We start from the raw sequence: 24,986 nt of genomic DNA, 5'->3' as shown, positions 1-24,986 counted from the left end.
TTTTTGGCCCGTTCTTAATCTTTGTTGATATCGCTGATTACTATTACACTAGAGCTAATTAATATTAATCAAATTAATGATTAATTAGATTAATATTAATTTTAATTTCTATTTTTACTATTTCTACTTAACAACAATAGCACTGGAGAACTTTTTTTAAATACATTTTGTCAGGTAGCTGTTGCTGTTTGCTAGCGAAATTACAAGAACCATTCAGATAGCCTCTCTCTCAATAACTGCGTAGTTTCCTCCATAATCAGTTCGCCTATTTCATCGACATGCCGATTTTCCCAATGCTCCCAGGGTGTTCCCTTCATCCATTGATTAAACGCACCAAGCGCGGGGCCACAATGAATTTGGTAATTGACCTTTTCTGTTTCAGCGCCTGACAAAGCTGCCTTCGTACTGCTTGCAAAGTATGATTTGAACATGAGAACCATTTTATGTTTAGGATTGCGCTCAGCCTTCTCGATCTCAGCAAGAGGGGAATGTTTCTTTACATCCTCATAAACTTGATCTAGACTTCGTTTGAAATACTTCTCTTCAAGTTGTTTCCTTAAATGATCGTCCAAAACATCCACAGAAGCAATAAACTTATAAATATCATGCAGTTTGTTGGCCCGTACGGGGAAAAACACCCCTTTCTTCAGAACCTGTACCTTAGCGCCCAATTCAAACATATCCCCCGCCGGAGCATAGTCGGTATCCTGTACATTCATTCCGTTTAACATCTGCTTCACCAAATCGCTTGTTCCCGCTTCAACCGTGCATTGGTTAATGGAGCCTGTGAGGATAAAATCAGCCCCCATCATAAAAGCAGCTGCCGCCGCCTCGGGGGTACCGATTCCTCCCGCAGTCCCTACTCTAATTTTTTTAGAATAGTTGTATTTCTTTTGCATTTCTTCTTTTAGATTTCTTAGAGCTGGAAACAACACGTAAGCTACGCCCATATCCGTATGACCGCCGGAATCGCATTCTACGCAAATATCATCAGCCATTGGAATATAGCGCAATAAATCCGCTTGGTTGGGAGTTATTTGCCCTTCCTCCACTAGCCGATGTACGAGCTTCTCGTCGGCGGGCTTCAAAAAGGCCTCGGCAACCTCAGGTCGTGATAGCTTAGCCATTATACGGTTGGAAATTTCTATGCTTCCATCCTCCCGCCGCTTTAAACCACGTGCTCGGTACTTGATTAGTGACGGAGTGACCCCCATAAATGCCGCCGCTTCAATATTGCGTATCCCATATTTAAGATACAGTTCCACTAGTTCTTCTTCCTTCTCAGGATGATGCGGATGATGGAGCATATTCATCCCGTAAGGCTGCTCTGTATCCAATTCCCGCTGAATACACTGAATCTCGGATTCTACGGTTTGAATAGAAAGGCCACCAGCACCAAAGAAACTAAGCATACCTGCCTTTCCCATGCGAATGACAAGTTCTTTTGAAGCAATTCCTCTGTACATCGCTCCAGTCACATAGGCATACTTGACATTGTAATCTTGCTTGAACTGCTCGCAGCCAAGCATGGTCGCAGTAAATTGTCTTGGCTCATGATGGACATATTGCCTATATTCGGGCGGGTCGGCACTTACGCATGACACTGGTTCAGGGAATGAATCAACAGCGCTCAACAGCCCGATCTTCCCGGTCAAATCCATGGGTTCAGCTTCCCTTGTAATGTTCTGAATTAAACGGGTTAATACATTCCCGGGGCCAACTTCTTCCAATTGAGCCTCATTTGCAAGCAAAAAGCGAATCGAATCCGTCCATTGAACCGGAGCGGTCAACTGTCCAACTAGGTTTGACTTTAAGTCTTTCTGGACATAGGGCAGCCCGGTTAAATTGGCAATTACGGGTATTCTTAAGCGATTAAAGTTGAATTCTTCTAAATATCGAGAAAATTGTACTTGGCACTGCTCCATGTACCTGGAGTGAAAGGCGCCACTCACCTGTATGATAACGTACATTGAAGCGCCAGCCGCTTCAAAATAAATCCGCGCCTGTTCAATCGCCTCCTTAGGCCCTGAGATGACAATTTGCCGAGGGGCATTGTAGTTGGCAATATCAATAGCGGATAGATAGCGGTCGTCAAGAACCTGCTGCACCTGCTCACTTGTCAGACCGATAATGGCCGCCATACCGCCGCCATTAATCTTTGACATTAGATTTCCTCGGTACATGACGAGTTTCAGTCCGGTTTCAAAGTCAAAGGCCCCGGAAGCATACAATGCTGCATACTCCCCAAGGCTATGTCCTGCTACCGCATCTGGTTCCTTACCAGCCTGCTCAATTTGCTGCAAGTAGCTTAGAACACTCACTGCATACAATGCAGGCTGTGTATATTGAGTTTGGTTAAGGCGACCTCCTTGATCCTCTATACATAGCTTTTCTAATGAATAGCCTAGTATTTCATCGGCCCGAGCGGTCAACTCCCGATAGCGTTGAAATAAGCCACGGCCCATTCCTTTTACCTGTGAACCTTGTCCGGGAAAAACATACGCTCTCACAGTAGTACTCCTCCTATTGCGGATTTCTAAATACTTGGTTCTTACGCATCCGAAACGAAATAAAATGCTCCTTCTTGTCCAATTGCAAATAAATATTGCGTTCCATGACAGCTTCGAAAAATTGCCCAGGCTCCTCGCCATAAGAGTGTCCCGGATAAACCCTCACATAAGGAGGCACCAAACGCTTAAGCATCTGCAAGCTATTAAACATCTGCTCCGCATCTCCGCCAGGGAAGTTACACATACCACAACCTTCAGCAAATAAGGTATCGCCGGAAATAAGCGCGTCCTGTAAAAGAAAGCATACGCTACCTGCGGTATGGCCTGGTGTGAGTAAAACCTCTATCTTTGTATCGCCGATACGAATATGATCCCAAGCTTCTAACAGTTGGAGATTTTGACTCGAAAATTGATAAGCTTCGACTTCCTGCCTCGATACGTAAACCTGTGCATCAAAAGCTTGAATCACTGATTCCACCAGATGAATATGATCGTAATGCGTATGGGTTAACAAGACGGCTTGAATTTTCGCACGCTTGTCTATTATCCAGGAGGTGATCTTTTCCCACTCCCAGGCAGGGTCAATGATCGCGGCGTACCTTGTTTTCCGGTCAACGATCATATATATGTAATTACTAAAAAAACCGTTTGCAACCTTTAATACATGCAACTCGTACGAGGGCACGCTTCTAAACCTCAAGCCGCTTTCATTCCTTTCCGCCCATCCTTAAGAAGGGTTAACTTCGTTTACTTCTAAATAAATTTCTGATCGCCCCCATCGGATGAGCCTCTTCAAACGCTACAGCCGTCGCAAGTTCTTTACGGTGTGAGATCGAGATATAAATTTGATGTGCAAGGTGATGATTCGCAATCGGTTGTTGAAATACACCATGCGAGATAAGAATATCCCGCATGGCAAATGAAGGCTCAAGTACGTGAATCGCTGCTTTGGCCGCATACCTTCCGAGTAGGTAGCTTTGCTGTCTTTTTTCATAGGTCATCCTATGCAAATGATCCAGCTCCGAGGGATGAAGGACGAGCTCGCTGAGGGGGAAATCTTCGTGATTTTTCGATTAGAAGCCAAGAGCTGCCTTATAGACCTGTTTCCCTCGTGTCAAATATAGTTTCCATACCGTCGCATCAGACAAACTACTTATCATCCGACTGAACCCTCGCTTGAGATTTGATTGTTAATCTCGAAATTTCTGCAAATATTAATTTCATGAATTTCCTGTAACTCGTTCCACTTCCGAAGAGGAACCAGGCCGTCATGCTCAATGAATAATTGAACAATTCGATTAAATTCGGACGGGTTCGTTATGTTCACACAATGGCCTCCTTGAGGGAATCGAACATGCACTGATCGAGGGATATGCTCAGCAATGATTTCCGATTCTTCACAATCGACTACGGCATCGAGCTGTCCTGAAATCACTAAAGTAGGAAGTGAAATGTCACGAATGCCCGGAATGGTGGTATAAGTCGTTAAGCTCGCTTTAGGCAAGTAATCAAACGATGACTTATTCACGCATTTGCTCGCTAAGTAAAGTTCATAATATTGATCTGCATTTTCCATATGGCTGAAATCAGACCTGAATTTCTCTTCCAATGATTGCTCTGAAGTATCTGCCGAATCGGTACGTGTAAAGCTGCAGCCTAAGGTCAACGTACGGAATCGCTGTGGATATTGCTTGACCAGCTCTTGTGCAATCAGCCCGCCGAAAGAGAAGGCCATAACATGAATAGAGTCATTCACATTAACTGCATCCAGCACATCCTTGATCGTCCCCGCTACTGTAGGAGGATAGAGTAAATCAGGCATTCCGTCACTTAATCCTGAACCTGGCAAGTGAATAATTAGCAATTGAAAGTGCTGTGCCATATCAGTGAGCTGATGGATTAAGCTCATGCCGGATATACCGAATCCGGGAATAATCAATAACTTCGGACCCTTGCCGATCGATAAGAGCTCGACCCTTAAATCTCCAATTTTCACCATAAAATGCAGAAGTGACTGCTTGCTTGGCGGATCGACGATCTCTTCCGGAGCAAGCGTCAGCATATTCTCCGGCAACTGGAACTCATCATCCTGATACCATTGAGTACATTGCTGCATATACCTTGTCAGCGCATCGTTCGAATCGATCATCTGCTTCTCAACCAAGAAGATATTCTGAGTAATCTTCAAGGTTTCAGCTTCGGCTGATTCTTCGTCCGTAGAGCAGACGTGAATATCAACTTCTACTTCTGCCTCCGCTTTGCTTAGCCTTCCAATATATCCGGATAGCGAACCAATAGTAGAATATTCGAAGAAAATTGTCGGGTTCAAATCAAGATCGAACTCGTCGTTAATGATGCTGCATAGTTCCGTAATGGTCACGGAATTAAATCCATAAGCATCTAGCTTCTCATCGGCATCCAGCCTACTCTTCTCCACCTGCACCATCTGAGATATTAAAGCCTTAACCCGCTCTACAATGTCAGGATAGCTAATGGTTTCGGAGGAATTCATTCCGACTGATTGAACTTCATCAGCAGTCGGTTTAGCCTGTGTTGCATTTTGGGCACCCGTTGTTTTAGCTGTTGCTTCAACATCGACAGCTGTCGATAACCACATGCGAATTCTATCTGGATCGCCAGAAAACACAGACACCTGACTGCTTGCTTGACTCAGTATAGCTTCCATCGCATCCAGCGCATCCCTTGTTGTCAAATATTGCAGACCTTGGGCTTGCAGCATTTGACTTTCCGATATTCGGCTTCCGAGATGCATCCCGCCGTCCTCCCAGACCGGCCAGTTAATTACATAACTGGCACCTGAAGCTAAACCCTTCATACGCCGCATTTCTCTAAACGCGGTAAATTCGTCCAGAGCATTGTTGGCGGCGGAGTAATCACATCTTCCGTAATCCCCCAACATGGATGCGGTGGAAGAGAACGAAAGAAAGAAGCGTAGCGGCTCCTTTTGCGTGACTCGGTCTAATGCAATCGTTCCTGCGATCTTCGGATCCATAATCGAATGCAGTTCATCTTCTGTTTTGTTAAGAAAATCCTTTTGACTCATGATGCCCGCAGCATGAATGACCCCCTCAATCGAACCGAATTCTTGCATCCACTGCTGCTGTGCGCTCTGCAATTCGATTTCGTTTGTTAAATCGCAAGAGAAATAGCTGGCCTTGCAACCACTGCTTTGCAAGTCCTTCAGAAAGGCGCGGTGTTCCTCATTTAACGGCGACCTTCCGAGCAGGACAACATTGGCTTTGTAGTTTCGCACAAGATGACGAGCGACGATTTTCCCGATTCCGCCCATCCCTCCAGTAATCAAATAGGTCCCCCCCGTTCGAAGAAGCGAGCTTTCCGGGGTGGGCATATCCATTGCCAGATATCGGCGTTCGTAGCGTTCGTTCGAGTCCGTAAGAAGCTTAATTTGCTTGCTCCCTTGCGTTTCATACAATTCGCTAATTAGTCGTTCCGGCTGCTCTTCAATCATCAGGATTGGCAGTTGAACGGACTTCATATGAACCGTTGGCAGATGAAGCTTCAGCGAATGGGCAAATCCGCGAACTGTGCTCGATAACACCCGCTCCAGCCCATCGGTGATCGGTTCACAGGCAAGCAGCGCCACTTGTTTCTTATCCAACACCTTTTTCCATGCCGTAAGCAAGTGGAGCATTGCTATTGCGCTATAATTCAACTCGGAATGAACCCTATCACGGATCTCCCCGCTAAGGAACATATCTTCCAGAGGGGCTGCTTTCCGAGCTGTCCAAGCCATAATGATATGCGTTGGAATCGTTCCGCGCTCTGCCAAATTACTTAGGAGCTGTATGTAGTCCCCAGGCTGATTTAACCTTAAAGAGTAACTGTGGTCTCCTGTACGAGCATACTCTTCTCCCTCTACTACCAGCACAACTCGGGCCGGGGCTGCTTTTCTCATCAATTGCTCCAGCCGGTTTACGGTAGAGTCAAATACAACGATAACATCCGATTCCTTAGCTGCGTTTTGGTTATTTGCAATAGGCGCAAGCTCCCAGACCGGTCTATAGTAACTCACAGATGACGGTGTATTCTGTGTTGAAGGAACGGATGGTTTTGCGTTATTTAGGTGATTCCCGGGCTGCTCCAACTGAGCCGCACGTGCCGTAAATCCTTTCAGTTCCACAAGAACGTCGCCGCCTTTGGACAACAATCGGCAGTTCAGTTTACGTATGCTTGTATCCGCATTTGCTTCCTGACCGCCACGTGGCGCCAGAGTAATGTGGGCATAGCATTCGCGTTCCAGCCGTTGATACACAATCGCTTCCTCCAAAAAGAAAGGGATATGCGTGCGCGTCTGAGACAGCTCATCGTCCGATTGAATGCAGATTCCACCCTGAAATGCCGCGTCCAGCATGGATGGATGGAAGACAAATTCATCGAAGCTGCTTTCTAGCGAAGCTGGTAAGCTCAGGCTTGCCAATGCTTCTTTGTCGTTATATCGCACCGACTGAACCATTCGGAAAGCAGGCCCGTAATCAAGTCCTCCTGCTTGATAATAACGATACATGTCTGTTCCGTCTAAATAACCACTCATCCTGGATTGCAGCTGCTCGATAGATTGTGCAGGCACAGCCTCTGCGGCTCCCGTAGAAATCAGGCAAGAGCCATGAATCGTACGCTGGTTTGGATCACCTGAGCTAAATTCGCATAATATGCCCTTGACGTCTTGCGACAGCTCAGCCAACATCGTTATTGGAGTTGATTCAAGCTTAAATACTCGGCTCCACATCATATTCCGAATACTAGTAACGGAACTACCGGCTGCCTGCGATGCGGCATATCTTGCTGCTTCCAGATACGCCATGCCCGGAAGTACTTTACTATCCAGTAGAATGTGATCATTCAAAAAGAATTCTTGACCGGTAAATATGGTTGAAAATAACGTTTGTTCCAACGTAGAAACATTACGCCCAATTAATGGATGTAGCAGGTGTTGTTCTGTCCCAACAGAGGTCGATTTTGCTGGATGCTTTACCCAGTAGCGTTCTGGGTGGAACGCATAACCTGGAAGCGGCACCTTTCGCACAGCATCCTTCCTCTTTAGGCTGCTCCAGTCAATCGGGTGTCTGGCGATCCAAGCCTGCGCTAGCTGATGTAAATCAGAATTAGTAAGCTGCAAGTCTCGTTGGCTTGTTGGCGTTTCTCGTTGAACTTGATTGGATGCTAAGTATGCAACACCAAGAGTGCAGTATACCTCAGGATGTACTAGAACCTCAGGTTGCTTAAGCCACATTCCCAACTTGGAAATCAAATCTGAACCGGAATGGGCCAGTATAGCCAGCCGTTCCTTGAGGGGCTCTCGGCCTGTCTGCAGCGTATACGCCACATCGCTTAGACGATACGGAAGGCTTATTTCGGACTCCCTGTTCCCCCTTACCGAACGGGCCAATGTCAAAATCAGATCACGAATGGTCATTCGCTCCAACTCGTGTTCAGGTTTCAATTCTGAATAGCCTTGATCAAGCAGCTTTTGAAACAGCCTGACCCGATCATAGTAGTCGGCCACGTAATCCCCGATACAGTAGTCCTCACATAACAGCTCCTGCGGGGTATGAAACAATTCACCTAATATATGCAGTAAATCCTGTTTTGCCTGATCGAGGCGAGCATCGTTGACGTGAGTCTCATTCACATCATCCTTCGGTGCGGCAAATGCAGCATAAAATGCATCTACTGTCCGTTGTAGCGAAGAGGCATCGTTCCCCGAGAAGACAAACAACTCGCACTCCTCTGTTAAGCGGTCAAACTGCTGAATATGATCGTTTAAATGTTCTTCAACTATGACATGTCCGTTGGCTCCACCAGCTCCGAAGGCGCTAATCCCCGCTAAACGAGGTAATTGAACTACTTTGCCGTCTTCAAGCTCCTTGGCAACAGGCTCCCAGGAAGCAAGGGTGCGTTGGACGATAAACGGTGTTTGATCAAATTTTATGTCCGGGTTTAACTCTTCCGCATGAAGAGTGGGCACTAGCTTCTTATGCTTAAGTTGCAAAAGAACCTTCGTCAGACCAGCTAAACCTGCAGCCGCTTCCAGATGACCGATATTGGACTTCACGGAGCCTATCGCACAATATTGCTTCTTGTTTGTATGCTTTTCAAAGGCCTGGGTAAGTCCCTGAATCTCAATAGGATCACCTAGCGGAGTACCCGCGCCATGAGCTTCCAGGTAGCCGATATCCTCAGGATGAACCTTTGCCTTGGCCAAAGCATCTACGATCACGGCTGCTTGCGCCCTAGGATTCGGTACCGTGTAGCCGTTGCTGCGTCCACCGTGATTGACGCTGGTCGCTTTAATAACCCCATGGATATAGTCGGCATCCGCTTCCGCTTGGAGAACGGGCTTCAATAATACGGCCCCTACTCCTTCACCCGGAACGTAGCCGTCAGCCTCCATACCAAAGCTATGACAGCGGCCTTTAGTCGAGGCAAACTTGCTTAGATGCAGCTGTGATTGCTTATTGGGGTGCATGATTAGGTTTGCGCTACCTGCAATAGCCAAGTCGCATTCGCCGCGCTTTAGACTCTCGCAAGCAAGATGCAGCGCTGTTACAAACGAAGAACACATGGTATCAACAGCGAGACTCGGCCCATCCAAATGCAGCAAATAAGAGATGCGATTCGCAATGGACGCATAGGAATTTAAAGGCGTTACCACTTTGCCGTCGATCTCGGTCTGGTTAAGCTGATAGTGACCATTGGTGACGCCAACAAACACGCCTACCTTTTGTCCTTGCAGTGATGCCCGTGTATAACCCGCATCCTCCAACGTATGCCATACTTCTTGGATGAATAATCTTTCCTGAGGATCCATCCACTCCGCTTCTTTCGGAGAAATTCTGAAGAAGAGCGGATCAAAACAGTCATGTTCCGCAATAAAACCGCCATACCCCCGCCGCTCGAGCTTGCCTTCTGGAGTCTCGAAATAATCCTTCCATCGTTCGAGGGGAGTTTCTTCAACGCAATCAGCACCCGCCTTCAGGTTCTCCCAAAATGTATTTAGATTCGATGCTTTTGGATAAACGCCGCTTATTCCGATGACTGCTATGTCAGCGCGCGGAGCCTTATTCTCACCTTTAACCGATTCATTAAGTTTCGGGAAATCAATTGCTTCTGACAATCCTTGCATCGGATAGTCTTCGAAGACTGAATTTGTTAATTTCTTATGAGCTTCGCCAAATAATGACTTGCATTCCGATGGGTATTTATCATTTAAATATACGGCTAAATCGTGTAAGGTGAATATTTCAAAAAAGATCGTTTTAGGAACACCTTCAAACCACTTCCCTAAATGCTCTGTAATATTGCTGATCATCAGGGAGTCCAAGCCTAGCGCTTCAAAGCCCGACTGCCCTTCCAATTCCTCGGCGGGAATGCTTGTTTCCTCGGAAATGATCGTTCTCAGCAGCATTTCTAGCTCACTGATATACGACTTGGTTTCGCTTGTAGAAGCATCCTCCTTCAGGCCGTCAGCCGCTCGCTTGCCCGTTGCAGAAATTTGCGATTGATCCCAAGCTGCTAGCGCCTGACGAATTTTCGAAGGCTTCCCTTGGAGAATCAATAGATTCGCATAATCTGACCGTAGCCAGCGTTCGATCGCAGCGGTTCCTTCCTCCTCTGTAACGGGCTGCAATCCAAAGCCGCGCTGCATATAACTGAGCATTTCGGATTCAGGGCGCATGCCTCCGCAAAGCCAGTAGAACCAATTACCGCTTAATAAATACGGACGTTTCATGCTGCTATACTGCATCGCTAAATGATCCATAAAGCTGTTGGCGTACGCATAATCCGTCTGCCCCCTACCACCGAACAAAGAAGCAATTGATGAGAATAGCATTATGAAATCTTTCGTTATTGGCTGCAAGTAGCGAAGCAAGTGGATGGTTCCAACAACCTTTGGCGCGAGTACCTGCTGCATTTGAATCGCCTGCTTATTCTTTATTAGGGCGTCCGAGATGGAGCCGGCACAGTGGAAGATGCCATCAAGCTGTGAATCAGAATGTTTCACTGTTTCGGCCATTGACTGAACCTCTGAGGGCACAGTCACATCAGCTTGAATATATCGGGCCGCTGCTCCGAATTCGGTCAAGCGCTTCAACTTGGCTTCTATTTCACCATTTACAGGCGATCTGCCCACAAGATAAAGCTTGGCACGGTAAACATTCGACAGATAGATCGCAAGGGAGAATCCGATCCCTTGCAGCCCGCCTGTGATCAAATATGTTCCACCTGTTTGCAACTGAGCTGGCTCCGTGGCAACAGCCGGAAGATGCACCTCATGAAGCGACAAAACTTGCCTGTCCTTCGATACGTAACGCACGTAAGCGGCTCCTCTTGAAGATGCCAAATCGGCGAATTCCATCTGTAACACAGTATGCAAACCGTAACTGAGTTCTGAATTTCCGTGCTGCTCCACAATTCGAATCGCAAATCGCGTCTGCTCCAAAACAATAGCTTTGCTCAATCCTTCCAGTGCGGCATGGAAGGGAACCGCACCTTGATCTGTTGATTCAAAAACATAGACGATATCTATGTTTGCCGCCTTTAGTTGGGACAGCGAACGGGCGATCTGAAACAGAAGGTAGAAGGTTTGCGTCAACAGTTCCTTGTATGATTCATCTTCGTCACCAAAGTTATCTTGCTGAAACGATTGCTCCCTTCCTCTTAGTTGGATCGCCAGCTTTACGCGTTCAAACGGGTTTTGACCATTTCCGTTTAGCACTGCCATCGCGATCCGTTCGCCTAATGACCGGCAATCATCCTGCCAATCAGAATGGTTAACCGTGATGATTCGGATATCACCGTCTTGCTTAGCTTCCGCTTCAGCCACGTCCGTAACGACAAACATCGGTACTCGCTCGACGTCATCCACACCTAAGGGAGCTACAGATTTCCATTGTCTTCTATAAAATAATGTCTCTTCTCCCAGCGCCTCTCTTAAATCATTACTTTTAGCGTTTCTGTCGATCGGTTGAGAATCTGCAAACTCGTTTACTTCCAACCAATAACTGCGCTTTTGGAAAGCATAGGTAGGCAGGGAGATGCCTCTTACATCCTCGTCCCGATATAGTAAGTCCCAATTTAGCTCGGCACCTTCTTCATACTGACTACCCGCCTCTTTTAGCCGCTCAAGATACCATTGACTTGACTTATCCTGACAATCTGCGGCATGTGTCAGCAGGCATGACTTGTCCGCTCTACTTCCTCTATCAGTGTTTTGAGCTATCCTGCCCGGAGAGATAGCAGGCTCTTTAAGCGCCAACTCAATCTGGTGGACAAGCTCTTCCAAACTGTTAGCAATAAACGCTTTTCGATACTGGAAATGCTTTCTTCTACAGCCCAATGTGTAGGCGGCATCGGCTAACAACAGCTCTTCCCCGCAGGTTAGCCGCTTGATCAATTGAAGCATCTGCTCTTTTAATGAATCTGCTGTTCGTGAAGACAAAGGGACAAGATACGGACGGGTAGAAACAGACCTTCTCGTTAGCGGTGACGGCTCGCTTATAACAATATGGCAATTCGTACCGCTGAAACCGAAGGAACTCACAGCCGCGCGCATCGGCGATTGTCCGGCTTTCGGCCAAGGAATAAGTTCCTTATTGATATAAAACGGGCTCTTATTCAAATGAATATTCGGATTTTCACGTTCGAAGGTAATACAAGGAGGTATCTGTTTATGCTTCATTGCAAGCAGCACCTTGATTATACTGGCAATGCCAGCCGCTGTTGCCGCATGCCCGATATTGGCCTTCACGGAACCAAGCGCGCAAAATTGCTCCTTGTTCGTAAACTTACGGAACGTGCGGGTTAACGCTTCAAACTCAATAGGATCTCCGAGCGGCGTGCCAGTGCCGTGAGCCTCGATATATGAAATTGTCTCGGGATCAATGCCAGCACTTTGATACAGATTTTCTACCAATTCCGATTGAGAGAGTGAGCTCGGCGCAGTAATGCCGTTTGTCTTGCCATCCTGGTTCAGAGCGCTGGCATTAATTACACCAAGGATAAGATCGTTGTCCTCGATTGCCTGCTTCTTCGATTTTAATACGATAGCCCCTACCCCTTCGCCAGGTACAAAGCCGTTGGCCCGATGGTCGAATGCATAGCAGGCTCCATCCGGCGATAGCATTTGAGCGTTACTGCTCACAATAAAGAAATTAGGCGTAGTCCCTATAAAAACTCCGCCTGCTAAAGCCATCTTGCATTCTCCCGACAAAATACTCTGGCAGGCAAGATGGACAGATACTAAGGAGGAGGAGCATGCCGTATTGACAGCAATACTCGGCCCCTTTAGGTTTAAATAATATGAAATCCGCGAGGCGAGAACCGAACTGTCATTGCCCCAGAAAGATTGAGGCCCGACCTGGACATTCTCATTTTTCATCCGATCCTGATAATCGCTCTGACCCACACCGACAAATACGCCGCAGGCGGAACGAGAGATAGCATCGTTTGCGTAACCGGCATCCTCCAGGGCATTCCAGCAAGCCTCTAAAAACAAACGCTGCTGGGGATCAGTTAATTCAGCTTCCTTGTCCGACATATTAAAAAATCGGGCGTCGAATTGGTCAATATCGGATAAAAAACCGCCGTAGCGGCAATACGTTTTTCCATAATCACCGAGATTTTTACTATACAGCTCGTCGATATTCCAGCGATCCTTAGGCACTTCACGGATTCCTAATCGTCCATCGGAGAGCATCTGCCAAAACTGCTCGCAATTCTCCGCTTCGGGAAAGCGTCCGAACATACCAATAATTGCAATCTCCTGATCATCAGCCTCTGCGGCCGATGGCTGAGACAACTGCAAAGAGGGAGCGCCCGCCGACGCTGTTAACGACTCTGCGGGAATTCGCTTTAAACGCAGGTTTTCGCAGGATAATATGGTCGTCCCGTCGGCTTGCACAATTGCAGCATTGATTAACAAGTCATCCCCGTCTGTGCCTTGCAGCTCCAAAAAACCTTGCAGCGGATAATCGACTACACTCTGCTGAGCGCCTTCCCTAGCCTGATACAGATCAATTCGATCGGCGGAAACCGGCACATAGAAGCTATCTCTGTGGAGTCGACTATACTGTGCTAGCTTAATTCCGCCAAGGATTACGCTGTTCAAGACGGCTGGGTCTAGAACGAACTGGCCTATTTTCTGAGGACGAAGCTGAAAAACCGCCTGGCTGCCTGATATTCTGAAATCGAACAAATTTCGGTAGAAATCGCCGATGTAGACGTCCTGGTTAATGTTATAAATATCCTCATCCGCCAAGAGTGAGGCATCCTTTTCCGAAAAACCTTGAGTCAATTCGAAGTTTTGCGGTAATAACTGATCTGGATGCTCTGTGACAATCCCCTTCAAGTAAACTTTTGGTGGCGTTCCCACGGCATCTCGCAGGATGAATGAGCCATCGCCGCTCCGGTACTCAATGACGAGCGAATGCTTCGATATAACGCCAAGAGGAGCCGCCAAGGGCTCTAGCGCATGAAGATTGCTCAAGCTCATAGGCAAAGCGTTTCGTTCACCGAATAGCGCTCCTAGGACTAGCTCTACCAATCCGTCGATCGTCATTACCTGCTGGCCGAACAAGATGTGATTCGAAGCGGAAGGGTGATCCGCCAGACTCAAGTCCAGCGGTATCACTCGCGTCGCATCCTTTTCGCTTGCTGCTTCTTTTTTCAACTTTAGCAGGCGATTATACCCGTCTTCAGCAGATATGATGCCTTTTTGTATCATATTGATAATATTCCACTGCTCTTGTTTGATTGGGTTCATATTATCCTCTCCAGAAAGTCATTGACATCCTCAACCGTTTTTAAGCCTTGCTCAAGCTGACGAAGCATCGTTTTGAGCGGATCTTCAGATTCGGCGGCCTCAAATTCTGCCGAATCCATACGTATTTGATCTTTATATTCATTAATAATATATTCAGATAAGTCTGCAATCGTTGTGTAATCGAAAAGAACAATGGTTTTAAGCTGAATACCCAGTTGTTCGTTCAGGGCGTTGATTACGTTGACGCCTGTAATCGAATCAATGCCGTAATCTCTAAATGGCTTGTGAGGATCTACGGAGCTTTCCCTGATGCCAAGCGCATCGAAAAAGCTCCTCTTTACCGTGGACTCAATAAATGTCTGGAAACTTTGTGAAGGAGGTAAATGGTTATCCTTCGCCGATAGCGCCTCAACAGCTCGGTCCTCCGATGGCGAAACAACATTTGGAATCATATTCGAACGCATTTGCTCATTAGGCAACCGATGCTCACTTACAACTGATTTCATGCCCGACCAAGAAATCATCCCGTCGCTGAAAGAAACAATCAGCTCCTGCGGAGATTCCAGCCCACTGCCCTGATTATGCATGCACACCCGTTCAAAGCCTTGCTCGCTCAATCGCTCGATCCACTGTTCCGGGCAANCGGATTGCTAAGCGACTGTTCGATACACGCCATGCCTTCCTCTGGCTCAATGGAATGAATACCTTGACGCCTCATGCGTTCTTGATATTCCCTCCCGGCCACCACGCCAACGCTTCCCCAGTAGCCCCAATGGATCACACGGACGCGCCAATTCTCTTTGCTCTCAACGTACCGGCTGTAGCTGTCCTTAAACGTACACGCCGCCGCGTAATTGCTCTGACCCGGCATGCCCGTAAACGACTGCACCGAGGACAAATAGAGTACAAAATCGAGCGGTTTGCCCGCCAAGGCCCGGTAAAGTCCAATACTCCCGTCCACCTTCGGACGCAGCACCTCGCGAAGCTCGCGCTCCGTCATATTGCGGATCAGCTTATCGTTAAGCACCAGCGCGGAATGAATAACCCCGTGCACAGCGCCGAATTGCGCCTCCACCTCACGGATCGCCGCCTTCATCTCCGCCTCGCTGCCCCCGTCAGCCGCCACGTATTTGACCTGTCCGCCCGCCGAAGCAATGGATTCAAGCTCCTGCTGCTCCTGCGCGGTAAGCAAGTGTTCAGGCTTCCTGCCGATCAAGGCGACCTTCGCCTGGTAGCTTCGACCCAAATAGCGAGCCAGTTCTGTTCCGATTCCGCCTCTGCCGCCAAGANCCGGCTCCAACCTCCAGCAATCTGAGCTTGCGGCCTTTGACCAGCCTGCGCGCCTCTTCTACATAACGACGCACCCATGCCGCCGCCTTGCGATTATAGTAATCCGATAACGGATTGCCTTTGTATATATTGCCGACGAGATCCATGTTGCCGTCCGGGAACAGAACTTCCGTCACCTCGACTTCTCCACGCAGCAGCTCGCCATATTGGCTCATGCAGACGTCAATCAGCTTGACGTAACTTCGCACCTCCGCATATTCGGTCTCCAGTCGATCCCCTCTCTCTTCAACCCCGAGGGCGCCTTTCTCCGCCGCAGCGGTGACGAGGACTTGCTCGCCGTCCAGCTGCACATAACCGCCGCGCTCCAGGATGCGCAGCAGTTCTCTAGCGAGCCTCACGTATTTGGGTACGATGCCCATCTTACGATTCAGCTCCTCCAGGCTCCACTGCTCCTCAGCCCGGCGCAGCAATCCCGCATCCTGATACACCTTCAGCAGCCTCGCGCGGCTGTAGGCCTCGAGCTCCCGGAAGCCTTGCGGATCGTTTGCGATCTGCAAGAATTCCTCCTCATCAGCTTCAAAGCCTATATGAATCTCTCCGATGCTCGGCTCCAGCACGACCCTTTCACGGTTCGACTGAATCCCCATACGCGCAAGTGTTGGCGCATCCGCCTTGAGCATAACCACCTGTGCTACCGGATTGCTAAGCGACTGTTCGATACACGCCATGCCTTCCTCTGGCTCAATGGAATGAATACCTTGACGCCTCATGCGTTCTTGATATTCCCTCCCGGCCACCACGCCAACGCTTCCCCAGTAGCCCCAATGGATCACACGGACGCGCCAATTCTCTTTGCTCTCAACGTACCGGCTGTAGCTGTCCTTAAACGTACACGCCGCCGCGTAATTGCTCTGACCCGGCATGCCCGTAAACGACTGCACCGAGGACAAATAGAGTACAAAATCGAGCGGTTTGCCCGCCAAGGCCCGGTAAAGTCCAATACTCCCGTCCACCTTCGGACGCAGCACCTCGCGAAGCTCGCGCTCCGTCATATTGCGGATCAGCTTATCGTTAAGCACCAGCGCGGAATGAATAACCCCGTGCACAGCGCCGAATTGCGCCTCCACCTCACGGATCGCCGCCTTCATCTCCGCCTCGCTGCCCCCGTCAGCCGCCACGTATTTGACCTGTCCGCCCGCCGAAGCAATGGATTCAAGCTCCTGCTGCTCCTGCGCGGTAAGCAAGTGTTCAGGCTTCCTGCCGATCAAGGCGACCTTCGCCTGGTAGCTTCGACCCAAATAGCGAGCCAGCTCTGTTCCGATTCCGCCTCTGCCGCCAAGGATAACGTAGACACCTTCCTGCCGGAATCGGCTTGGCTCCTGAGCGCTTAAACGCACGGGATACAAGCGGCGCACATACCGCCGGCCCTGACGAAGCCCGGCTTCCTCCAGCTCCTTGCCGCATTTCTCCGACATAATAGCTTCCGCTGTACTCGCAGGCACGGTGCCATCCGGCTGGATTTCAATGTCCAAATAGGCGCCTTGCAGCCAATCGTATTCCTTCACGGCCGCATTCAAGAACCCGTACAGGCTGCCTCCGCTCGGTTGAATCTGATCCGTCGGCACAATTCGGCTGACGTTGCCCGTTACGGCGGTCAAACGCCGTTCAAGCGGCTCGCTGCCACATGCATCGAGCTCCTTGATGAGGGTGAATAAAGCGAGGAGGCCTTCCTCCTCGGCCTGCCTGAGGAAGCGTTCCTCTTCCACCGCTTCATGCAAAGGCTGCATACCGCTTAAGAAGTAGATGCGGTCAGCTTGCTTCACTTCTGCTAACGACGCTCCTCGCCGTAGCGCTGCCGCCTCCAGCAACCGGCCTCTTCCGTTTCTGCAGCGGGCTAAGATCATTTCGCCCAGCGTCCGGCTCGCTTCATTAACAACGATTAGCACATCGTCTCCCGGCCTCTCTTCTTCCACAGCGGCCGCTTCGACCCATTCTGGCATGAAGGTCATATCTGAAATCTTTCGTTCATTCTTCGCTTCGCTTACCACAACGCCAGATAGCATAATACCGACTTCCCCGTTTGAATCCAACAAAGCAATATCAAACTGGTTGTCTTTCACTCGTTGAATATAAGCGTAAGCAGGCGTGCTGAATGACTGCGTATAGGCAAGACTGTCTAAGTAAAAAGGGAGTAGCGGTCTCAAATCAGCCTTGTTCTGGTGAAAGACGCTAATTCCCTGAAGGGCTCCGTCGATCGCTAGGAAAGGCAATACGCTGGCCGCCTGATCCACTCGAGCACTCTCAGTAAGATAAACCAACGCTTCATCGGTATGATAACGAATTCGTTCGACCGTGCGGAAGGCACTTCCAAACTCCAAGCCAACTGCCTCGGTTAAGCGGTAATGTTCTGTCCCGTCTATCTCGAGCTTGCATCTGCGCTGTATGTCCCTTATCGACATTCTCTTTTTAACCGATGCCGCCCCCGCTGCGGATTTAAGAGTATATTCCCCTCTGCAGTGCGTTACCTCCTGTCCTGTCCCGTCATGCGAAATCACTTCGAAAGAGCGTCCCCTTTCTCGTGTAATGACCCGCAGCTCCACTTGCCGGCTTGCTTCATGGATCCATATCGGCTGCTGCCAGATTACCTCTCCGATCTCGTAATGCGCTTGCGGCTCCGCTAATCGAATCGCTTCAGCAGCCAGATTAAGCGAATAGGCTCCAGGAACAATACGACGACCATTCACTTGATGCTCGCTGACCAACCAATCGGTAGCGTAAATCGTTTTGGCGTATATGATTCGGTTGGCTTCGTTTGTCCGCGCCGGCCCGTCAAAAGGTAAATAGGACAAGTGCAGCAATTGACGGCTTGACTTTTGCTTCAACCAGTAGGATCGGGGCTCAAATGGATACGTTGGCAATGACATCCGCATTGGCTGCTTAGCGCTGTACAGCTCGTGCCAAGGGATTGCAATCCCTCCAACCCAAAGTTTGGCCAGTTTATCGAACCTCGCTGCTTTAATGAGCTGAGTGAGATGAAGCGAGCCTGCTTCATCAGCAAACAGATCGTCCCATAGCTGTCCGCTTTCAACTGCTCGTCCAGCGAATACACGCAGATTCCCCCGTCCTGCCAAGTAATCGTCCAGGCTGAGCAGCAGTTCTTCCTTGCTACCGAAAACAATAGCCAAACGCTCATCGAACGGTTGGCGGCCGATTTGAAGCGTATAGGTTAGATCCATCAGATTCAGATCGTCTCCCCGATGCTTTATAAAGTCCTGCATCGTCTTTGCATATTCCTTTAAACGATCTATTTTTTTGGAGGACAAAACAAATAGGTAAAGCCCTTCGGTATTCATCTTCCGCTTCGCTGCTTCTTGCCGTTTGGGTGAAACGTACTCTTCCAAGATGATATGGGCATTGATGCCGCTGAAGCCGAACGAACTGACCCCTGCTCTTCTCGGGAGCGTCCTGCCGCTAAGGTCTGTAGCTGCTTCCCATGCTGTTGTATGTTGGGCGATATAAAATGGACTGCCATTCAGATCAATATATGGATTAAGTTCTTTATAATGAACATTTCCCGGAATTGTCTTATTCTTCATCGCCAAAAGCACTTTCAGCACGCCTGCGATCCCCGCCGCCGACTCCAAATGACCAATATTGGTCTTTACAGAGCCTAAGGCACAGAATGGTTCATTGACAGCCTCTTTTGCTCCATTTTTGGCAAAAGCCATCTTCAATCCGGATATTTCGATTGGATCGCCGAGAGATGTCCCTGTGCCATGGGCTTCGATATACCCGATGCTGCTGGCTTCAATTCCCGCCTTTCTGACAGCCTCTGCGATCACCTCTGCTTGTGCGGAAGGGTTGGGTGATGTAATCGAATTCGTTCGTCCTCCGTGATTCACCGCACTGCCACGAATAACACCGTAAATATGATCGCCGTCTCGGATTGCCTTGTCGAGCGGCTTCAGCACAATGGCGCCTCCGCCCTCACCGCGAACATAGCCGTTAGCGTCTTTATCGAAGGTTTTGCACGTGCCGTCTGGGCTAAGCATCCCTGCCTTCCCGAACGAAATGTAAATCGAAGGCGAGAGAAGGCAGTTGATCCCCCCGGCTACGACTAGCTCGCATTCCCCGCTTTGGAGCAAAGAAACTCCACGATGAATCGCAACTAGCGAGCTGGAGCAGGCCGTATCAATCGGCTCGCTCTGTCCATGCCAATTAAACAGATACGAAATTCGGTTTGCCAGCACAGAATGTGTAACACCTAAAGCAGAGTACGCCTCGATATCCACCTCATTTTCCCGAAGCAGCTCCTGGTAATCAGAAGTGGATACGCCTACAAATAAGCCAACCTTTCGTCCGGAAAGCTCGGCAATGTTGTAACCGGCATCCTCCACGGCATTCCACACGCATTGCAGAAATAAACGTTGCTGCGGATCCATTAGCTCCGCCTCTTTCGGAGAAATTCCGAAAAATTCAGCATCAAAGAGATCTACTTTGTTAAGAAATCCACCCCACTTGGAGTTGGTCTTGTTTTTGTCGCGGTGCGGATCGCCATGGTATTGCTCCCACGACCACCTCTCCGGCGGCACCTCTGTGATTAAGTTCCGGCTTGCTGCAAGCTTATCCCAAAAATCATCCAGATTATCGGATTGTGGCATCATTCCGCTCATTCCAATCACGGCGATCGGAGCATATCCCCCTGGAGTCGGAGCGGCAGCTGCTTCGGGACGATCTACATAAGAAGCACTCGATTCCAACGGCAAAAACCGCTCGTATTCATGACCTGATTCCTCCAAAGCCAAGGCAGGCTGCTGCTGATCGGATTCGTAAGGCTGCGTCACATCGGGCTTTGCCAGAACGCCCTCAGCGTCTGCATTCCCCTTCCCGGCGCCAAGGGAGCGGAGGTGGTTAACGAGACTGTTGAATGTTGTATATTCAAAAAACAACGCCGGGGTTAAGGCCAGCTCATAACGACTATTCAATCGATCAGCTAATTCTGTGAAGGTTAACGAGTCAAAACCAAGCGTACCCAGATCTGTCCGCAGATGAATGGAGCCCGGAGGGATCTTCAATACTTGGCAAATCTCCGCCTTTAGCTCCTCTGCCAGCAAACGATCCCGATGATCATCCGATGATTTCGCCGGAAGCGGATGATCTTCAACGCTCACCGAAGTTTTCACCGCGTGGATTTGGCGCTCCAGCTCCCGCTTCGCCTTATCGGTCTGGCCGTACAACATCGCAATGCTTACGGCATCGCTCAGTAGTAATTGTTCAAATTGCAAAACTCCTTGTTCTTTGGGTAACGGAAGCATACCCAGTTTTTGCTGTAAATAACGTTCCTGCTGCTCGCTTGGGCGCATACCTCCGTCTTTCCATAACGGCCAGGCGATTGAGAGCGTTTTGCCTTGGCGCTTCCCGGCAGCCCTTAATTGCTCGCGATATTCGGCATAATGATGCAAGAACGCATTTCCATAACAATAATCGGTTTGTCCCGCATTCCCAAGAACCCCCGCTAGCGCGCCAAATAAGACGAAGAAGTCCAGTGAATCCTCCAGCGTTTCCAGATCCAGCCAAACGGATGCCCATACTTTCGATGAAGCGACCTGATCAAATGTCTCCAGCGTTTTATCGACCAAAAGCTTGTCGGCATGAGTGCCTGCCGCATGAACAATTCCTCGAATCGGGCCAAGCTCGACCCTAATTCGGTTCAAGACCTCTCGGACGAATACACGATCTGAAACATCTCCCTGATAGTAACTTACTTGATTGCCTTCTCGCTTAAGGAGATCGAGTTTCTTCTGTTTCTCCGTCGTTAGGCCGCTTCTGCCGATAAGGGCAAGATGACCGCCTTTTTGTGCGGTATAATGACCGACCTCAAAGCCTAGCTCGCCCAATCCGCCCGTAATGACATACACCCCGTCACTGACCACTTCGCAAGGAGCAGTCGAAGGGGAAGGAGTAGACATTTCAAAGCCGCTTATGTACCTTTCGTCGTTGCGGTACCGAATCACGGTGCTCGCCCAGGAATCCTCGTCCAATTCCTGCAGACCCTTTTTGACCCACTGATCCCGAGCAGTAGGCTCTAGTTCAACCGTCTTACACTGCAACGAGTTTGTTTCCAGCTTCAATGCCCGGAAAAAACCATCAACTGCCTTATGAATCGGCATTGGATCTGCATACACATAAACAAGTCTATGCGCGGTATTTTTAGGACCTTCAAGCGTGAGCAAGGTCTTTGCTAAATGAAACAACACCCTGGGAACGGTTTTAAGTTGAGCGCTTTCTTTTACGGACATAACACTTGGCTGTCGCTCGCCCTCCACGATGACGCTCACCCGGCTCATCTGACCGGAGTAAGATTTCAGCAGCCGCTCAATATGCTCGGGATTATCTAAATTTATTCGCAGCAGGCGTTCATTTACTTGTTCAAAGCGTTCGCCCCGTATGACCGTAATCGTATACATCGAAGCCGTGTCGTGCAAAGAGTAGTCCGTGTGCTCCGGGTCTTGGCAAATCATGATCAGCAAATCCGATCCTGAAGATACAGTGCCCGGCGTCGGCAGGGATTGCTTTTCCCAACGGGTCTTAATATAAGCAACCTCTGCCTTCGGCATTACGATTGGCCGAGCCAAGAAGTCATTCATTTTCACAAGGACACGTCCTTCATGATCACACAGGGTGACATGGAACCTCTTGCCTCCCGATGTTGAATTGACTTCATCATAGGAGACTACGGCCTCGCAATGCTTAGTTAATGGCCTGTAAATGTTTAGATTTTGTAATGAAAAAGGTACGTATGACTGCTGCAATTCTGGGTTCTTATGATGCATAAACGCGATGACCGTTTGCAGCGCGCCATCCATCAAGGATGGATGCAGCAAATAATCTGAAGCGGCTTCAAGCGCAACGTCAGGCAGCTCCAACCGCGCTACGGCATGGCGATCCGTATAATGCAGTTCTCGAACGGTTTGGAAACTAGAACCATAGCGGAAGCCAACGGTATGAAATGCTTCATAGCATCGCTCCCCCTCAATTCGAACGGCGTCCCGCTTCAGCTCTTTTAGCTGCACAATCGGCTCATCTTCATGGATTGGCACATTATGCACCTCGCCTTGGACCAGCTTTTCTCCTTTGACGTCCGCTCCGAGCGCTCGGTGAAAGGCAAACTGAATCCCTTGCGGCGAGACATGGAACGAAAGATACATCGAAACATCCTCTTGTGCAACGTCCACGGGATGGAGCCATGTCACATTTCGAAGCCCATTAAAGTTCGAGACACCCGATTTACGGGCAGCAAAGCTAGCTGCTTCCAGATATGCGACCCCGGGTATGATTTGGCGGTCTTGAACAATATGATCCTTTACATAAAAATCGTTTGGACTAAAGCTCACTTTATAACGCTGCTCCACCAGCGTAGACTCGTTGGATACTACCATTGGATGTAATCGCTGCACGGCACCATCGCTTTTTGTCTCTTTTTCCGGAGCTTGCTTTTCAACCCAATGCCTCTCAAGAGAGAAGACATATGAAGGCAAGCTTAGCCTTCTGTAACTGAGCGGATCGGATGTGAAGAGCGTCCTCCAATCCGGCAGCTCGCCTTGAACGTATCGGGCTGCCAGTTCTCTTACAATACCGTCCGGACTCTGATGATCAACAAGTGGCAGCGCTTCGCCCACTACAGCTTCTCTCGGAAAACCTAAGTGACGTTCTGTGCAATTCCCCTTCAGAAGTTCGGTTAAATGATGTTTTAGCTCAGGCAAGCTGCTTGCCAGGATAACTGCGCGAACGGCATGATGGGTTCGGCCTGTAGACAGGGAGTAAGAAAGAGCTGATGCATTCCCTGTACCTTCATCATCCAAAAAGCTTAACAACGCTTGCGCGTTTGCCCAGAACGACTCTTGATTATGAGCTGAAATCGGAAACAAATAATCGTTCGATTTGTCCGCTCCGTGTGATTCCGACGTGGAAGGAAGCGCCTTCTCCACATACTCCTCTATAACCATATGGCAGTTGGTACCGCTAAATCCGAAGGCGCTAATGGCTGCTCTGCGCGGATGGCTATCGCTGGGAGTCCAATCCATTAACTTCTGATTTACGTAAAAAGCGCTGCCCTCAAAATCAATGTGCCGATTCAGTGTGCTCACGTGCAGGGATGGTGGAAGCTGGCGATGTTTCAAACATAATAAAGTTTTAATAAATCCGCTGATTCCCGCAGCGATCAGCGTATGCCCGATATTCGTCTTGACAGAACCAATCGGGCAGAACTGCTTGCGCTCCGTATACTTCTTAAACGCATCGGCAAGTGCATACACCTCGATAGGATCGCCTAACGGTGTTCCCGTTCCGTGAGCCTCCACATAGCCGATCGTTTCCGGATCTATATTGAATTTGTCGTACACCTCGCATATCAGCTGGGTTTGGGAGGCGCCGTTAGGCGCCGTAATTCCGTTTGTTTTGCCGTCCTGATTTATGGCTGAACCAACAATAACCCCATAAATATGATCCCCATCGTGAATCGCTTGCTTGTAGGACTTCAATACGACAGCTCCAACAGCTTCTCCAGCGACAAAGCCATCTGCTTGGTCATCAAACGCTCGGCACTTTCCTGTTGGAGAAAGCATGTTTGTTTTGCTGGCCATAACCATATAATCCATTGTAGAAAACAACATCACACCGCCCGCAAGCGCAATATCCGAGCTGCCGCTGCGAATGCTTTCGCAAGCCAGATGTATAGCTGTCAAAGAGGATGAGCAGGCCGTATCCAAAGCAACGGCCGGCCCCTTCAAATTTAAGAAATAAGCAATTCTACTTGCCAGAATAGCTCCGGAGTTACCCATGAAAGAGAAAGCTTCAGCGTCTATGTTGGACTCTCGCAGCACGGAGGTATAATCTCCTCCTCCAAAGCCGACGAACACGCCGCATTTTTTACCGTCGAGTCCTTGCCTGCCGTTTCCCGAGTCTTCTAAAGCTTTCCAAGCTTCCATCAGAAACAGCCTCTGCTGCGGATCCATCAGCTCCGCCTCCCGCGGAGAAATATGGAAAAACATTGGGTCGAATTTATCCATATCCTCCAATAAGCCGCACCATTTGCTATAGCTTTTTCTCGGTGCCTTCGGATTAGGATCGTAACAGTCTTCCATGCTCCAGCGACTATCGGGAATTTCCGTTACCGAGTCTATTCCCTGTTTAAGGTTTTCCCAGAAGCGGTCGATGTTCTCAGCTCCTGGAAATTGCCCGGAGACGCCAATGACAGCAATTTTATCCACTTCTTCCTCTTGAAGCTCATGTAAGAGCCGGACGCCTGCTGACGGAACCAGCTCTTGGCTTTTAACAAGCTCGAGAATTTGGTTCTTGTTCAACTTCACTTCACCCATATTGGC

Annotated in this window: 7 protein-coding genes; all 7 read right to left on the bottom strand. The window is 49.0% G+C overall.

Annotated features, from left to right (window positions below):
• Positions 1-200 precede the first annotated feature (200 nt).
• Positions 201-2,510: an ACP S-malonyltransferase gene (fabD, locus tag CZ379_RS17485; RefSeq protein ID WP_110932797.1), complete on the bottom strand. Its 2,310-nt coding sequence runs from the start codon at positions 2,508-2,510 to the stop codon at positions 201-203.
• Positions 2,511-2,523: 13 nt separating this feature from the next.
• Entirely contained in the window at positions 2,524-3,210 is a 687-nt protein-coding gene (locus tag CZ379_RS17480) for an MBL fold metallo-hydrolase (protein ID WP_234404944.1), read from the bottom strand.
• A gap of 37 nt (positions 3,211-3,247) precedes the next feature.
• Complete coding sequence (locus tag CZ379_RS17475) at positions 3,248-3,511, bottom strand: hypothetical protein (protein ID WP_199925662.1); 264 nt, start codon at positions 3,509-3,511, stop codon at positions 3,248-3,250.
• A 155-nt stretch (positions 3,512-3,666) separates the two neighbouring features.
• Entirely contained in the window at positions 3,667-14,313 is a 10,647-nt protein-coding gene (locus CZ379_RS17470) for an SDR family NAD(P)-dependent oxidoreductase (protein ID WP_110932795.1), read from the bottom strand.
• Complete coding sequence (locus tag CZ379_RS17465) at positions 14,310-14,930, bottom strand: acyl carrier protein (RefSeq protein WP_110932794.1); 621 nt, start codon at positions 14,928-14,930, stop codon at positions 14,310-14,312. The genes CZ379_RS17470 and CZ379_RS17465 overlap by 4 nt, the downstream gene beginning before the upstream one ends.
• A complete protein-coding gene (locus CZ379_RS17460; RefSeq protein WP_199925660.1) occupies positions 14,927-15,559 on the bottom strand; it encodes an SDR family NAD(P)-dependent oxidoreductase in 633 nt (210 codons plus the stop codon). The genes CZ379_RS17465 and CZ379_RS17460 overlap by 4 nt, the downstream gene beginning before the upstream one ends.
• Positions 15,510-24,980 carry an SDR family NAD(P)-dependent oxidoreductase gene (locus CZ379_RS17455; RefSeq protein ID WP_110932793.1) on the bottom strand — a complete coding sequence of 3,157 codons (9,471 nt, stop codon included), beginning with the start codon at positions 24,978-24,980 and terminating at the stop codon, positions 15,510-15,512. The genes CZ379_RS17460 and CZ379_RS17455 overlap by 50 nt, the downstream gene beginning before the upstream one ends.
• Between the last annotated feature and the right edge of the window lie 6 nt (positions 24,981-24,986).

The sequence above is a fragment of the Paenibacillus bouchesdurhonensis genome (genome assembly GCF_900155685.1).
In the GTDB taxonomy this organism is placed as follows: domain Bacteria; phylum Bacillota; class Bacilli; order Paenibacillales; family Paenibacillaceae; genus Fontibacillus; species Fontibacillus bouchesdurhonensis.
The sequence above is the reverse complement of the archived record's forward strand: the minus strand, read 5'-3'. Positions and strand labels throughout refer to the sequence as shown.

Excerpts from the sequence above, each read along its gene's own strand:
- CZ379_RS17475 (WP_199925662.1), bottom strand. The coding sequence starts at position 3,511 with ATGACCTATGAAAAAAGACAGCAAAGCTACCTACTCGGAAGGTATGCG.
- CZ379_RS17470 (WP_110932795.1), bottom strand. The coding sequence starts at position 14,313 with ATGAACCCAATCAAACAAGAGCAGTGGAATATTATCAATATGATACAA.